Genomic DNA, 14,036 nt, shown 5'->3' on the forward strand with positions numbered 1-14,036 from the left:
GCAGGGCCTACAGCGTCGGCACCACCATCGGCGTGCCCGTCACGGGGTCGGGGACGACGACGCTGGGCAGGTCGAACACCTGCTTCATCAGGTCGCTGTCCACGACGTCGGACGGCGCGCCCTCGGCGACGACCCGGCCGTCCTTCATCGCGACGAGGTGGTCGGCGTAGCGCGACGCCTGGTTGATGTCGTGCAGCACGGCGACCACCGTGCGGCCCTCGTCGCGCAGCCCGGCCAGCAGCGACAGCAGCTGGTACTGGTGGGTGATGTCGAGGAACGACGTCGGCTCGTCGAGCAGCAGGTGCGAGGTGTCCTGGGCCAGCACCATCGCCACCCACACCCGCTGCCGCTGCCCGCCGGACAGCTCCTGCACGGGCCGGTCGGCGAGGTCGGCCACGCCCGCGACGTCCATCGCCCCGGCCACGGTGGTCTCGTCGGCGGGCGACCACGAGGAGAGCAGGGACTGGTGCGGGAACCGGCCGCGCGCGACCAGTTGCCGCACCCGGATGTCCTCGGGCGCGACGGGCTCCTGCGGCAGGAAGCCCAGCCGGCGGGCGAGGGCCTTGCTCTGGTACGAGCCGATCTCGCGGTCGTCGAAGACCACCGTGCCCTCGGTCGGGCGCAGCAGCCGGACGAACGCGCGCAGCAGCGTCGACTTGCCGCACGCGTTCGGGCCGACGATGGCGGTGAAGGCACCGTCGGGGACGTCGACGGTCAGCCGCGTGGACACCACGCGGTCGCCGTAGCGCAGAGTCACGTCCCGGGCGGACAAGAGCGCTGTCACCTGCGTCGGACCTCCTTGGCGAGCAACCACATCAGGTAGCAGCCGCCGATCGCGGTGCTGATCACCCCGACCGGGAGCGCGACCGGCGCGAGCAGCGCCTGCGCGGCCAGGTCGGCGCCCAGCAACAGGGCCGCGCCGGTCAGCGCGGCGGGGAGCACGGGGACGCCGGGCGCGCCGGCCAGCCGGCGGCCGATCTGCGGCGCGGCGAGCGCGATGAACGCGATCGGGCCGGCCACCGCCGTCACGGTCGCCGTGCAGCCCACGCCGATGAGCACCAACCGCAGCCGCAACGGCTCCAGCCGCACGCCGGTGGTCACCGCGACGTCCGGGCCCAGCGCCGCCTGCTGCGCGGCGCGCGACTGGACCGCGAGCAGCACCAGCAGCACGGCGATGACCGCCAGCGGGATGGTCAGGTCGCCCCAGCCGACGCCGTTCAACGAGCCCGCGCTCCAGCCGACGGCCGCGATCGCGACCTCCAGCTCGGCGCGCAGCACGATCCACGAGTTCAGGGCGGTCAGCGTGGCGTTGACCGCGATGCCGATCACCACCAGCCGCAGCCCGGACACCCCGCCGCCCAGCGACAGCAGGTAGACCACGGCCGCGGTGAGCAGACCGCCCACCAGCGAGCTGAGCGCGAGCTGCGCGGGCGAGCCGGACAGCACGGTGATCGCGATCAGCGCCCCGGTGTACGCGCCGGCGTCGAGCCCGATCACGTCGGGGCTGCCCATGGGGTTGCGGGTGATGTTCTGGAACACCGCGCCGGCCGCGCCGAGCGCCGCGCCGAACGCGACCGCCGCCAGCACCCTCGGCAACCGCCACTCGCGGATCACCACGTTCGAGCCGCCGCGCGCGCCGGTCAGCGCGTCCAACACCTTCGCCGGGCTCGCCCACGTCGGGCCGTAGCACAGGCCGACCAGGCCCAGCCCGAGGATCAGCAGCACCAGCACCGCCACCAGCACCAGCAGCCGGCGTTCGACCAGCAGCGAGACCCGTCCCGCGCGCAGCGCCAGCGCGGTGGTCCCGGACGTCTTCGCGGTGCCGTTCACAGGGCCGCCGCCCCGTACCGCCGCACGGCCCACACCAGCACCGGGCCGCCGAGGAACGCGGTCACGATCGCCACCGGCACCTCGCCGGTGGGCAGCAGGACGCGCGACCCGATGTCGGACACCAGCAGCAGCACCGGGCCGAGCACGACGGCGAACGCCATCGCCCACGGCACGGACGCGCCCGCCAGCCGCCGCGCCACGTGCGGCACCATCAGGCCGACGAACAGGATCGGTCCGGCGATCGCCGTCGCGGTGCCGGCCAGCACGGTGATCAGCACCAGCGAGGCGGCCCGCACCCTGGTCACGCTCGCGCCGAGCCCGTGCGCCGTGCTCTCGCCGAGCGCGATCACGTCGAGCTGCCTGCCCAGCAGCAGCGCGGCCACCAGGGCCACCGCGATCACCGACAGCGGCAGCGCGTTCGGCGCCTGCTCGCGGCCGGCCAGCGAGCCGACCGCCCAGAAGCGGTACTCGTCGAAGACGTCGGGGAGCATCAGCCGCAGCCCCAGCGACGCGCCGGCCAGCACCGAGCTCAGCGCCACCCCGGTGAGCACCAGGCGCAGCGGCGAGCCCCGGCCGACCGAGTAGACCAGCAGCGTCGCCACGACCGCGCCGAGCACGGCCACCACGACCTCGCCCAGCGCCGTCGCGGTCAGGCCGAGCGCCGAGCCGACGGTGATCGCGAAGCCGGAGCCCGCCGTCACGCCGAGCACGCCCGGCTCGGCCAGCGGGTTGCGGGACAGCACCTGCACCAGCAGGCCCGCCGCGGCGAGCGCGGCGCCCGCGCCGAGGGCCAGGACGGCGCGCGGCACCCGGATGTCGCGGACCACGACGTGGTCGCTCGACCCGTCGAAGGCGAACAGCGCCCGGACGACGTCGGCGGGTGCGATCGCGTGCGCGCCGACGCCGACGCTGACCACCGCCACGACGGCCAGCACGGCCAGGGCGGTGATCAGCACGGCGGTCAGCGCGCCGGGTCCTCGGCGCGCGGTCCTCACTTCGTCAGCAACGGCGCGAACGCCTCGTCCGCCGCGTCGAGGGTCTTCATCGCCGACCGGTAGGTGGCGGCCTCGGTGTAGCGCAGCGGGTAGGTCTTGCCCGCCTTCACGGCCGGCAGCTCCTTCCACAGCGGCGAGTCGAGCACGTACTGGACCGGCGGCGGGACGGAGCCGTCCGGCTTGACCGAGTAGGTGATGGCGGTGGCCTCGGCGAGGGCGGTCGGCAGCTCCTCGATCGACGGGTACTCGCTGACCGCGGCCGAGCCGTTGCCCTTGACCTTCACCTCGCCGTAGTACTTCGCGCCCAGGTCCTCGGCGATGTTGGTGCCCCACGAGCCGTTGAACTCGCGCTGGAAGTTGCCCTTGGCGACCTCGCCGTACGCGCCCACGTGGGCGAGCTTGAGGCCGGGCAGCACCGAGGCGTACTTCTCGGTCAGCTTCTTGGACTTGGCCTGGTACTCGTCGCGGACGGCGTCGAACTCGGTGAGCGAGCCCGCCGCGTCGGCCTGCTTGCGGGACAGCTCGCGCCACATCGACGGCACCGACGGGCCGATCGCCACGACCGGGGCGATGTCCTGCAACCGCTTGAGGTCGATGTCGGCCAGCACCGGCTTGGGCACGCCGATGACGATCAGGTCCGGGTCGGCCTGGGCGATCGCCTCGTAGTTCGTCTCGGCGGCGGTCTCGCCGGCGATCTTCGGCGTCTCCTCGTAGCGCTTGCGGTCCTCGTCGCTCATCAGCGGGATGCCGCGCTGCCAGGTCGAGATCCCGACGATCGGCGCGTCGGCCTCCAGCATCGCGGGCACGGCGTAGCCGGTGGCCACGACGCGCTTGGGCGACACCGGGATGGTGATGTCACCGTTGTCCGCGGTGAACACCCGGGTCTGCGCCTCGGCCGCCGGGGCCGCGTCGGTGCCGGCGGAGGAACCGCAGCCGGCCACGACGGCGAGGGAGAGCGCGAGCGCGCCGACGAGTCGGGGGGATCTGGCGATGGACATGCGTGTTTCCTTGCTGTTGCGGTGCTTTCGGGGGTCTGTCGGTTCCGGGGAGCTAGTGGTCGTCGTGCTCGTCACCGTGCTCGTGCTCGTGGTCGTGCTCGTGGTCGTGACCGTGCTCGTGCTCGTGGTCGTCGTCGAAGTCCTCGACACCGCGCTTCCAGTAGCCGGTGATGTCGTGGTCCTTCTTGCCCAGGCCGAGCTCGTCGCGGACCCAGCGGCGCAGCGGCTTGATCGAGCCGGCCTCGCCCGCGACCCACACGTAGGCGCGTTCGCCTTCGGGGACGACGACCTCGCGCACGGCGTCGGCCAGCGCGGTGCCCACGCCGGGCGGCACGTCGCCGCGGTGCAGCCAGCGCACCTCGACGTTCGCGGGCGCGTCCAGCGCGATCTCCTCGTCGGGGCCGGCGACCTCGATGAACGCCCAGCCGGCCGCGTCGCGCGGCAGCTCCTCCAGCCAGCGCGCGAGGGCGGGCAGGGCGGTGATGTCGCCCGCGAGCACGTACCGGTCGTAGTTGTGCGGCACGATCAGGCCGCCGGGCGGGCCCGCGACGTGCACGGTGTCGCCGGGGCGGGCGGCGGCGGCCCACTCCGAGCCGAGCCCGCCGGCGTGCAGGGCCACGTCGATGTCCAGCTCGCCGGTCGCCGGGTCGTAGCGGCGCACGGTGTACTCGCGCGAGGTCGGCAGCGGCTTGGGCCAGCGCAGCATGAGACCATCGCGCTCGGGCAGGCGCAGCACGCCGTCCTCGCCCGGGAACAGGAGCTTCACGTGCTCGTCGGGCGCGTGGGCCTGGAAACCCTCGGTGCCCGGCCGGCCCAGCGTGACGCGCAGCAGACCGGAGCCGACCATCGCGGTGCGCACGACGGTGGCCTCGCGGACGTGGATCGGGTAGCCGACCTTCTCCGCCGAGGTGCCGGCGCGGACCTCGGCGATGCGCTCCAGGTACCGGTCGCGGTGGTCGGTGCGCGGGGCCGTCACGCCGACCCCCGGACGAGGTCGACGGTGTTCGCGATGCTCAACTCGGCGCTCCTGGGCGGATCGGGGAGGTGTGGTGGACGGCGAATCCCTTTCCACACCAACGGAAGTCGCGGTAGTCCGATCGACGGGCACGCCCCGGCCGGCTACTTAGCTGAAGCTAACCTAAGTGCCCGGTTCGGGTCCAGCACCACCCCGCCGGATTTCGTGACATAAGCCACCCGTCGCCGGTGATCAGCCGGGAACGGGCCGTGACGACAGCCGTCCCGCCGCGCGGTGCGGCCGGTACGGGAACACGCTTCGCGACCGGGTGGGTGCGGTCCGGATAGGCTTCGGCGGTATGACCGACGCGCTGGTGATCGTCGACATGCAGGAACTGATGATCCCGCTGGTCTGGCGGGGCGAGGAGCTGGCCGGCCGGATCGCCGCCCTGGCCCGTGCGGCGAAGCGGGCCGGCGCGCCGGTGCTCGCGGTGCAGCAGATCGGGGCCAGGGGCACGGCCTTCGACCCCGACTCCCCCGGCACCCGGTTGAGCGCCCGCCTGGGCCTCGACCGGATCGACGCGGTGGTCCGCAAGTCCGCGACGGACTCGTTCTACCGCACCGACCTCGCGGCGTCGCTGGCCGCGCGCGACGTGCGCACGATCGTGCTGGCCGGTGTCGCCACGGACTACTGCGTCGACGCGACCGCGCGCTCCGCGCTGAGCCACGACTTGAACGTCGTGCTGGTCGGCGACGGCCACGCACCGGCCGCGAACGGCGACCCGGAGGCCGGCCTGACGGCGGAGCAGGTCATCGCCCACCACAACCGGGTCCTGAGCAAGGCCATCCACCCCGGCGGGACGCTGCGCGTGCTCCCGGCCTCACATGTCGTGTTCTCCCCGTGAGCGTGAGGCACCGGCCGGAGCGGTGCCGGATGGTCGACGCGCCACCGCTGCCGAACCCGCGGCCGGTGTCAGCCGGTGGTGGCGCGGGTGTGGGCCCGGGTGATCCTCTGGGCGGACAGGGAGTCCCTGAGGTGCAGGACCGAGCCGTCCGTGAAGGTCAGGCGCACGACCGGGGGCACGCCCAGGCTGTTGCCGAGGAACACGGCGTCCAGTGCGGTCAGGTGGTTCGCGGGCAGTTCGGCGTAGGTGGTGAAGACCGTCTGCGGGTCCTTCTGGAGCAGCTTGGTCGGGTACACGGCGGCCACCCGGCGGTCGCTGACGACCAGGCGGGCCTGGCCCCGGCTGTGCGCGAAGTGGTCGGCCAGCCGGATCGCGGCGTCGGCGGGACCGCTCGCCACGGCGAAGCAGCCCACCGTCCGGTCGTCCACCCAGTCGACGTCCGGGTCCGCCGTGACGTGCTCGGTCGGCAACGGCCAGTGGTCCTTGCCCAGGTCCAGTTCCGGCACGTCGCCGAGCGGGCGGTGGGGCACCCGGACGTCCGGGCCGATCCGGGCCGCGGTGTGGGCCGGGATCGGCGGCAGGCCCAGCAGCAGGCGTTCACCGGGCGCCAGCCAGAACTGCGCGAGTTCACGCTCGACGGTCTCGTCCTCGGCGTTGAGCGGCTTGCTCATCGGGCACCGTTCGTCAGGTCGAGCGCCCGGCGCGCGGAACCCTCGTCCGGGAACAGGAAGTCCACCCCGGAACCGTCCACGAAGGACACCCGCAGGCACGGGCGGGACTCGCGCGCGAACGGCGTGATCGAGGCGATGCGCGCGCGGGGGAACTCGTGCAGGACGGTCACCTCGGGCAGCGGCACCGGTTGTCCCGACGTGTTGCGGCCGTGGTCGTGGTGGCTGCCGGCGATGATCCGGGCGGCGTCGACGCCGAAGTCCACCACCCCCTTGCCGAAGCTCACCGCCTTGCCCAGCAACGACTTGCGCGGTTCGGCGGCCGGTTCCGGGTCCCACGTGCGGGCGACGACGAGCCGTTGGGCGGTCAGCACCCACAGCACCACCCCGCGCTTGCCCGGCGCGAACGGGATCGACGGGACCGCCTGGTGGGCCAGGCACCCGGGCCCTGGCCCGAACAGCAGGTGGTCGGGCGGGGGCGGCTTGTCCAAGCCCGTCACGTCGTCGCCGCCGAGCAGGGCCGCGCCGACCACGTCGAGGGTGAACCCGCCCACGCCCCGACCCACCGCGCGCACGCCCCGGCCGAGCAGGCTCTTGCTCGGGTTGCCGACCGCGTCCAAGCCCTCGACGTCGAGGTAGAACGCGGTCCGGTTGACCGCCCACAGCAGCTGCTCGCCGGGACGGCAGACCCGCAGCCGGGCGATCAGCCCCGGTCCGGGCAGCGACTCGAAGTTGCCCATGGCCTACTCGTACTCGAAGCCGCGGTTCACGGTGTCCTGCCGCTCCTCGTCCGACGACGGGTCCTGCCCCTTGTTGTAGCCGTACTTGACACCCTGCTCGACGGCCAGGCCCGGCGCGTTCTCCATGATGCCGTTGGTGACGGCGGTGGGCACGTGGGTGGTGCCGCTGAGCCCGGCGGTGCGCAGACCGGCCTCGGCGAGGTTGGTGGTCAGCGCGTTGGCGCCCTCGCCGTCGACGCCGTAGCGTGCCGCGAACCGGTTGCCGGTCTTGGACGCCATGGTCGCGGCCTCCTCGACGCCGTCCACCACCCGCCCCTCGGCGTTGGCCTTGGTGACGATCTTGGCCAGCGGGTTGGCGTCGATCCGGCGGGCCAGCCACTGCTGCGCCATGTTGCCGTCGCGCAGGCCCTCGGCCCGTTCCACCAGGTTCTTGAGCGGGCCCTTGCGCAGCTTCTGCAGCATGTCCTCCAGCCGCTTGATCAGCGGCATCAGCTTGCGCAGCAGCTGGCTGGCCTTGAGCCCCAGCCGCCCGCCCGCGATCGAGACCTGCGCGGTGGTCGCCGCGCCCGCCGCGCCGAGCGAGCCGCCGGCGGTGATCCAGGACGCGGCGATGGCGGCCAGCCACTCGATGATCAGGCCCATCACCAGCTCTTGCAGGATGTCGACGCAGATCTCCACGAACGCGTCGAACAGGTCGGCGGCCAGCTCCAGGATCTGCTGGAGGCCGCGGACCTCGTTCGCGAACGCCTTCGAGCCCTCCGCGAACTCGCCCATCTGCTGCCGGAACTTGTCGCCGGCCGTGCCCCGCCACGCCTCGGCGGTGGAGTCGGCGCGGCCCTTCTCGTGCTCGCCCGCCCGGTCCAGCCACTCCGCGACCTTCGACCAGCCCTGCGCGGTGCTGCGCATCTGCTCCGGGTCGCCGATGGCCGGTTCCAGCACCAGTTCCACGATCGGGCTGATCACGATGCCGATCAGGAAGCCCAGGCCGTTGTCGAGGAACGACTGGCCGGGGCTCATCACCAGTTGGAGCTGCTCCATCCGGGCGTTCACGGCGGCGATGGCCACGTCCGGCGGGCTGCTCGCGCGGGCCACGTCGCCGGCCGTGCTGACCCACGAGCTGCCGTAGCCCGCGTTCTGCTCCAGGAAGCTCTTGCGCTTGCCGTCGCCGGCGCTGTTGAGGTCGCCCAGCCCGCCGGGGCCGCCCAGGCCGTTGCCCAGGTCGGTGAACGCCGACCGGATGAGGTCCTCGACCTCCAGGTAGGTCTGCGCGGTCTGGTCGGCGCGCTCGGCGACGCCCTCCATGAACGTCTTCGCCTTGCCGGCCATGTCCTGGCACTCCTGGAGGCTGTCGAAGTACGCGAACGCCATCAGCTCGCCCAGCGGGCCGAAGCAGTCGTCGGACACGCGCGCCTGTTCCAGCAGCGTGGCCAACTGCTCGAAGTTGCCCGCCGCCTCCCGCGAGCCCTTGCCGTGCGCGAGCAGCGCGGCGCTGTCGACGTCGTAGCCGGTCACCGATCCCCCGTCAGCTGTTGGTCGAGCACTACCTCAAGATCGAGCCGAAGCCCTCGTCGTCGTCTCCGACTGGCGGAGCGGCCGCGCGGTTCCGCGTGACCGGCGGCACACCCGGCCGGCTCTGCTGCCACGCGGGCTGCGGCGGCCCGGCCGGCGGCGCGGCGGGCGGCGGTGCGTGCGGCGGCGCGTGCGGCCCGGTCTGCGCGGCGGGCGGCACGCCGGGCGCGGTGCCGGGCACCGGGTCCGGGCCGAGCGGCTGGATCGGCGAGTGCGCGTTGAACGCCTCGCTGAACTGGGCCGTCTTGTCGCCGAGCACCGGGCCGATGGTGTCCTGCAACGCCTGTGCGGCGTGCTGGGTCGCCTGCCGGATGGTGGCCAGGATCTCCTGCTGGAGCTGCGTGTGGCTCAGCCGCATGGCGTTGGGCCCCAGTTGCAGGCCGAGGACCGCACCCGAGGGCGCGACCGTGACCACCACCGAGCCGTCCGCGCTGCGCGCCTGCCCGCGCAGCTCGGCGAGCTTGTCCTTGATCTGGGCGACCTTGCCCGCCTGCTCCTGGAACGAGCGGATGGCGTCGTCCAGCCGTGCCCTGCGATCCGGCACCTGTCTTCCCCCTAGTCACCACAGGCGCTACTCCATCGGGTCCAACGGTAGCAATCCTCGGGTCCCGGCGGGCGCGGAACGGGGGTAGTCGGCCGCGCACCCCGTGGCAGAACCGGTTTTTTCGGGTGAATCGCCCACCGGTCCGTCCACCGTGGACCGGGCCGTCACCGGTGGGCGTGGCGCAGCGTGTCGCGCAGCCAGCGCTGGGCCGGGTCGGCGTCGAGCCGGGCGTGCCAGAACAGCCGCACGTCGAGCGCCGGCAGGTCGGCGGGGACCGGGAACCGGTGCAGGCCCAGGCGCGGGCCGAGCTCGGCGGCCAGGCGTTCGGGGACCAGGCCGACGTAGTCGCTCGACGCCACCAGCAGCACGGCCACGGCGAACGTCGGCACGACCGCGGCGACGCGGCGGTGCAGGCCCGCCTGCCCGAGGACGTCGTCCAGCGGCCCGCGAGCACGTCCCCGGCGTGACGCCGACACGTGGGGGTGCCGGCACAGCTGCGCCAACGTCGGCCGGCGGTGCCGCCCCAGCGGGCTGTCGGCGCGCACGACCCCGACCATCCGCTCGCGGTAGAGGTCGGCGGCCCGCAGGTCGGGGGCCACGACGTCACCCACGCCGATGTCGAGGTCGACCGAGCCGTCCCGCAGCGCCTCCGTGCTCTCGCTGCCCTCCGCGACGAAGCGCAGGACCACTCCCGGCGCGACGGCCGCGGTCGCCTTGACCGCCGCCGTCGCCAGGGTCGCGGCCACGCCGTCGTTGATGCGGATGGTGAAGGTGCGGTCCAGGTCGGCGACCGAGACCTCGCGGTCGGCGCTGACCAGGGCCGCCGCCTCGTCCAGCAGGGAGCGCACCCGCGGCGCGACGCGCAGCGCGAACGGCGTCGGCGCCATCCCGCGCCCCGCGCGCACCAGGATCGGGTCGCCCATCGCCCGCCGCAGCCGGCCCAGCGCCCGGCTGGTCGCCGGGATCGACAGGTGCAGGCGCTCGGAGGCGGCCGTGACACCGCCCTCCCGGAGCAGGGCGTCGAACACGCGCAGGAGGTTCAGGTCGAGCTGTTCGGGCACAGTTGCATCGTACGCAAGTCTGTATGGCAAATGTTGCGTGGCACGGCGGGTACGGGTCTCTTTAGCGTCGTCGTCATGGAACCGAACACCCTGATCAGCGACCGTTCTCCGACCGCACGCGGCCGACCGGTCCCGAGGCGGGGCCTGGTGGCCGTCATGTGCGCCTGTGTGGTGCTCGTCGTCGGGATGGTCGCCGCGATCAACCTCGCCGTGCCCCTGCTCGCCTCCAGCGCGCTGCGCCCCTCCGCGTCGGCGCTGGTCTGGATCGTCGACGTCTACGTGATCTTCTTCGCCTGCCTGGTGATCCCCGGCGGGGCGGCGGGCGACCGCTTCGGGCGCAAGGGGGTCGTGCTCGCGGGCCTCGGGCTGTTCGCGGCGGGCTCGCTGGTGTCGGCGGCGGCGCCGGACGTGGCCGTCCTGCTGGTCGGCCGGGCGGTCACCGGGATCGGGGCCGCCGCCGTGCTGCCCAACACGCTCGCCGTGCTGCTGCACGCCGTCCCCGCCGCGCGCACGGGCGCGACCATCGCCACCTGGGCGTCGATGACCGGGATCGGCGGGGTGCTCGGCAACGTCGGCGGCGGGGCGGTCCTGTCGGGCGGGTCGTGGCGCTGGCTGTTCATCGCCGCCGTCCCGGTCGCGCTGGCGCTCGTCGCGCTGGTGGCGCGGATCGCCCCGGTGTCACCGCGCCACGACCGCCGGCTCGACCCGCTGGGCGCGGTGCTGCTGGTCGGCGCGTCGGTCGCGCTGCTGCTGGGCATCGTGCAGGGTCCGGAAGCCGGCTGGGGCAGTCCGGTCGTCATCGGCGGGTTCGGCTGCGCCGCCGTGCTGTTCACGGTGTGGACGGTGGTGGAGCTGAGGGTCGAGCACCCGCTGTTCGACCCCCGGCTGTTGCGCGACCCGGCGCTGCGCAGCGCCTGCCTGGGCATGACGACGGTCTTCTTCGGGATGTTCGCGCTGTTCTACGTCAACGCGTCGTTCCTCCAGTACGGCAAGGGGTTCGACGTCCTGCTGACCGGGCTCGGGATCATCCCGCTGACGGTGCCGATCATCCTGGGCGGCCGGCACGTCGGACGCCTGTCCGGGCGGATCGGTCTCGACGCGACCACCGCGCTCGCGTTCGCGTTCGTCGGCGGCGGGCTGCTCGGGTTGTCCACCAGCGACGCCCAGACCCCGTACGCCGCCTACGCCGGGTGGCTGGTGGCCACCGGGATCGGGGTGACGCTGGCGCTCCCGACGCTCTCCGGCGTCATCGCCGGGTCGCTGCCGCCCGATCGCGCCGGGGTCGGCACCGGCCTCCAAGCGACCACCCGCGAGTTCGGCAGCGCGCTCGGCGTCGCGGTCATCGGCACCGTGCTGACCGCGCGGTTCGTCGCCGCGCTGCCCCCGGACATCCGCGCCGACCACGACCCTCGGACCGTCGCCCAGGCTCTCGCCACGACCACGGCCGAGCGCGCGCACGAGGTCGTCACCGCGTTCGTCTCGGCGACGGGCGGCGCGCTGCGGGTGATCGGCGTGGCGGTGCTGGTCCTGGGCGCGCTCGTCGTCGGGGAGTCCCTGCTGTCCCGGTCGACCCGCGAACCGTCGCGGGCCGGGCAGCGATAGGTCGCACCGGCACTCACCCGACCGTCGAGGCGTCGGCCGGTGGCCGGTCGAGGGCACGGAGCCGGCCGGTCCCGGTGGCCACGACCGACAGCCCCACCACCCAGGCGGCGAAGACCAGTGACGTGGCGCGCGGTGTGCCGAGATCGAGCAGCACGCCGACCGCCGCGCCGCCGACCGGCACCGCGGCCCAGATCAGCAGGCTGAACGCGGTGCCGACCCGGCCGCGCAGGTGGTCGGGCGTGACCTCCAGCTGGAAGCTGAGCGCGGCGATCCCGAAGCACGGCATGGACACCGAGAACAGCGCCAGCACCACCCCGACCACGATGGGCGCGGTCGAGAACGCCGGCACCACCCACAGCGCGCCTTGCAGCCACAACACCGACAGCAGCAGGCCACCCAGCCCGAGCCGGTCCTTCAGGCGCGGCGCGACCAGCGCACCGATCACCCCGCCGATGCCGAGCGCGGAGAACAGCACGCCGATCGTGGCCGACGACGCGCCCGAGTCGCGCACCACGACGATGGCCACCAGGGTGACGCCGGAGATCGCCAGTTGCAGGCCGGCGGCGGTGAGCGCGATCAGCCGGAGCGCCGCGTGGTTCCACAGCCACCGCACACCCGCCACGACCTCGGCCCGCAACGAGCCGCGCGGCGTCGAACCCGCGCTCGGCGAGTCGCCATCGCGGAAGTCGGTGCGCACGAACGCCAGGCAGAGCGCCGAGACGAGGAACGACAGCGCGTCGACGAGGAACGGCAGGCCGCGGGCGAACTGGAGCAGCACGCCGCCGATCGGACCCGCGACCACCCCGCACGCCGACTGCGCGGTCCCCTGGGCCGACACCGCGGCGGTCAGCTGCTCCTTGCGCACGACGTTCGGCAGGCACGCGCCTTCCGCGGCGTTGAAGAACACGTAGAGCACTCCCCCGAGGAAGCCCGCGACGAACACGTGCACGGGGGTGAGCACGCCGAGCGCCAACGCCACCGGGATGGTCGCCATGTTCACCGCCCGCGCCAGGTCGCAGGCGATCATCGTGCGCTTGCGGTTCCAGCGGTCCGCCAGCGCGCCCGCGACCAGCCCGAACAGCAGGTACGGCACCGCGCGCACGGCGGCGAGCGCGCCGGCGGCCGTCGGCGACCCGGTGAGCGCGAGCATCAGCAGCGGGTAGGCGAGCTGGGAGACGCCGTTGCCGAACTCCGAGAGCGCCTGCCCGCTCCACACCAGCCGGAAGTCCCGGTTGCGCCAGATCGACGGGCCGGCCGTCACCGCGCGAACCGCTCCCACGCCGACTGGCGGGTCATCCCCAGTGCGGTGCCGATGTCGGCCCACGTCACCCCGCGCGTCCGCAGCTCGGAGACGCGTTCGCGCAAGCCCACCTCGATCCGCGACGCGGTCGCGGCGATCCGCGGCAGGTGCGCGAGCAGCTGCTCGTCGGTCATCACCGACCACTCCGGCACGCCCGCCTCGACCTCCGACCGATCGGCGTCGAGGATGTCGACGCACTTGGCGACGCATTCGTCGCAGATGTGGATCCCCGGGCCCGCGATCACCTTCCGGACCTCCGCCGCGGGCTTGCCGCAGAACGAGCACCACGGCGAGAACGCCTCCGGCATGCCGACCACCTCCCGCTGTTGTCAGGCGCTGCCTGACAACGCCGGATGGTAGGGCCGGCGGTCCGACCTATACAACCCCGGCGAATCCGGAGACTGCGCGATCGCACCCACTACCGAACACCGGCGGTGTGGCCCGTCCCGCATACCACCGGACGTGGCCACGCCGGCGGCGGCGACGTGGCCGGACCGGCTCGCCGGACACCGTCGCCGACGGCTCAACTCCGTTACGGGCAACGGCCTCGCGGGTTCGGTCGCGGCCGGGCGCGGCGGGGGCGGGCGGGCTGGCCGACAGCGATCGCCGCGGTATGGGGGCGGGGTTCGTTACCGCCGGGTACCGCTCATGTCCACCCCCCGAAGGAGGCGGGTCCGTCCGGCGGGTGCGGAGAACCCTCCAACGGCGCAGGGGTCCCGCCGCCGATCGTGTGTGCGCTCGGTCATAGTTCCCGGGTTTCTCGTGATAGTTCGATGTCCGGGCTGTGAAGCCCCCGTGTCATCGCGGGAGCGGGCACCCGCGCTGTCCGGCAACTGCGCAGATGGGCGACGTCACGTGGAAACCGGCACC

General features: G+C 73.6%; 14 protein-coding genes. 2 read left to right on the forward strand and 12 right to left on the reverse strand.

What is annotated here, in order from left to right; translation table 11 throughout:
• Positions 1 to 7: 7 nt before the first annotated feature.
• Genes BN6_RS22125 through BN6_RS22145 form a run of 5 tightly spaced genes read right to left on the reverse strand, consistent with a single transcriptional unit; the run spans position 8 to position 4,799 of the window.
• Positions 8 to 784, reverse strand: a complete 777-nt coding sequence (locus BN6_RS22125) for an ABC transporter ATP-binding protein (RefSeq protein WP_015101963.1) — start codon at positions 782 to 784, stop codon at positions 8 to 10.
• Positions 781 to 1,830, reverse strand: coding sequence for a FecCD family ABC transporter permease (locus BN6_RS22130; protein WP_015101964.1), 1,050 nt, complete (start codon positions 1,828 to 1,830; stop codon positions 781 to 783). The genes BN6_RS22125 and BN6_RS22130 overlap by 4 nt, the downstream gene beginning before the upstream one ends.
• Complete coding sequence (locus tag BN6_RS22135) at positions 1,827 to 2,825, reverse strand: FecCD family ABC transporter permease (RefSeq protein WP_015101965.1); 999 nt, start codon at positions 2,823 to 2,825, stop codon at positions 1,827 to 1,829. Before BN6_RS22135 ends, BN6_RS22130 begins: the two co-directional genes overlap by 4 nt.
• Complete coding sequence (locus BN6_RS22140) at positions 2,822 to 3,823, reverse strand: ABC transporter substrate-binding protein (protein ID WP_015101966.1); 1,002 nt, start codon at positions 3,821 to 3,823, stop codon at positions 2,822 to 2,824. Before BN6_RS22140 ends, BN6_RS22135 begins: the two co-directional genes overlap by 4 nt.
• Before the next feature lie 52 nt (positions 3,824 to 3,875).
• A complete protein-coding gene (locus BN6_RS22145) occupies positions 3,876 to 4,799 on the reverse strand; it encodes a siderophore-interacting protein (protein ID WP_015101967.1) in 924 nt (307 codons plus the stop codon).
• Between the two features lie 337 nt (positions 4,800 to 5,136).
• Here BN6_RS22145 and BN6_RS22150 point away from each other — a divergent pair, with 337 nt between their 5' ends.
• Positions 5,137 to 5,682 (forward strand): isochorismatase family protein, encoded by a 546-nt coding sequence (locus BN6_RS22150; RefSeq protein ID WP_084672723.1) that lies wholly within the window; start codon positions 5,137 to 5,139, stop codon positions 5,680 to 5,682.
• A 68-nt stretch (positions 5,683 to 5,750) separates the two neighbouring features.
• Here the strand turns inward: BN6_RS22150 and BN6_RS22155 are convergent, their stop codons facing one another.
• The 5 genes from BN6_RS22155 to BN6_RS22175 all read right to left on the reverse strand — a co-directional run bounded on the left by BN6_RS22155 (position 5,751) and on the right by BN6_RS22175 (position 10,264).
• Positions 5,751 to 6,353, reverse strand: coding sequence for a hypothetical protein (locus tag BN6_RS22155; RefSeq protein ID WP_015101969.1), 603 nt, complete (start codon positions 6,351 to 6,353; stop codon positions 5,751 to 5,753).
• A complete protein-coding gene (locus tag BN6_RS22160; protein ID WP_015101970.1) occupies positions 6,350 to 7,090 on the reverse strand; it encodes a hypothetical protein in 741 nt (246 codons plus the stop codon). Before BN6_RS22160 ends, BN6_RS22155 begins: the two co-directional genes overlap by 4 nt.
• 3 nt (positions 7,091 to 7,093) lie before the next feature.
• Positions 7,094 to 8,602, reverse strand: a complete 1,509-nt coding sequence (locus BN6_RS22165) for a WXG100 family type VII secretion target (protein WP_015101971.1) — start codon at positions 8,600 to 8,602, stop codon at positions 7,094 to 7,096.
• Between the two features lie 28 nt (positions 8,603 to 8,630).
• The gene (locus tag BN6_RS47450) at positions 8,631 to 9,203 is read right to left on the reverse strand and encodes a YbaB/EbfC family nucleoid-associated protein (RefSeq protein ID WP_015101972.1); all 573 of its coding nucleotides are present in this window, start codon (positions 9,201 to 9,203) and stop codon (positions 8,631 to 8,633) included.
• A 164-nt stretch (positions 9,204 to 9,367) separates the two neighbouring features.
• Positions 9,368 to 10,264: a LysR family transcriptional regulator gene (locus BN6_RS22175; protein WP_041313626.1), complete on the reverse strand. Its 897-nt coding sequence runs from the start codon at positions 10,262 to 10,264 to the stop codon at positions 9,368 to 9,370.
• Positions 10,265 to 10,420: 156 nt separating this feature from the next.
• On the opposite strand from BN6_RS22175, the gene BN6_RS22180 reads away from it, so the two are divergent.
• The gene (locus tag BN6_RS22180) at positions 10,421 to 11,866 is read left to right on the forward strand and encodes an MFS transporter (RefSeq protein WP_015101974.1); all 1,446 of its coding nucleotides are present in this window, start codon (positions 10,421 to 10,423) and stop codon (positions 11,864 to 11,866) included.
• A gap of 13 nt (positions 11,867 to 11,879) precedes the next feature.
• Here BN6_RS22180 and BN6_RS22185 read toward each other — a convergent pair whose 3' ends face one another.
• Complete coding sequence (locus tag BN6_RS22185; protein WP_051075681.1) at positions 11,880 to 13,127, reverse strand: MFS transporter; 1,248 nt, start codon at positions 13,125 to 13,127, stop codon at positions 11,880 to 11,882.
• Positions 13,124 to 13,474 carry a ClpX C4-type zinc finger protein gene (locus tag BN6_RS22190; RefSeq protein ID WP_041313628.1) on the reverse strand — a complete coding sequence of 117 codons (351 nt, stop codon included), beginning with the start codon at positions 13,472 to 13,474 and terminating at the stop codon, positions 13,124 to 13,126. Before BN6_RS22190 ends, BN6_RS22185 begins: the two co-directional genes overlap by 4 nt.
• Positions 13,475 to 14,036 lie beyond the last annotated feature (562 nt).

The sequence above is a fragment of the Saccharothrix espanaensis DSM 44229 genome, from assembly GCF_000328705.1.
Taxonomy (GTDB): domain Bacteria; phylum Actinomycetota; class Actinomycetes; order Mycobacteriales; family Pseudonocardiaceae; genus Actinosynnema; species Actinosynnema espanaense.

Bases quoted from the DNA above. Each gene is read 5' to 3' on its own strand.
- BN6_RS22180 (WP_015101974.1), top strand. From the start codon at position 10,421: ATGTGCGCCTGTGTGGTGCTCGTCGTCGGGATGGTCGCCGCGATCAAC.
- BN6_RS22150 (WP_084672723.1), top strand. From the start codon at position 5,137: ATGACCGACGCGCTGGTGATCGTCGACATGCAGGAACTGATGATCCCG.
- BN6_RS22155 (WP_015101969.1), bottom strand. From the start codon at position 6,353: ATGAGCAAGCCGCTCAACGCCGAGGACGAGACCGTCGAGCGTGAACTC.
- BN6_RS22160 (WP_015101970.1), bottom strand. From the start codon at position 7,090: ATGGGCAACTTCGAGTCGCTGCCCGGACCGGGGCTGATCGCCCGGCTG.
- BN6_RS22140 (WP_015101966.1), bottom strand. From the start codon at position 3,823: ATGTCCATCGCCAGATCCCCCCGACTCGTCGGCGCGCTCGCGCTCTCC.
- BN6_RS22190 (WP_041313628.1), bottom strand. From the start codon at position 13,474: ATGCCGGAGGCGTTCTCGCCGTGGTGCTCGTTCTGCGGCAAGCCCGCG.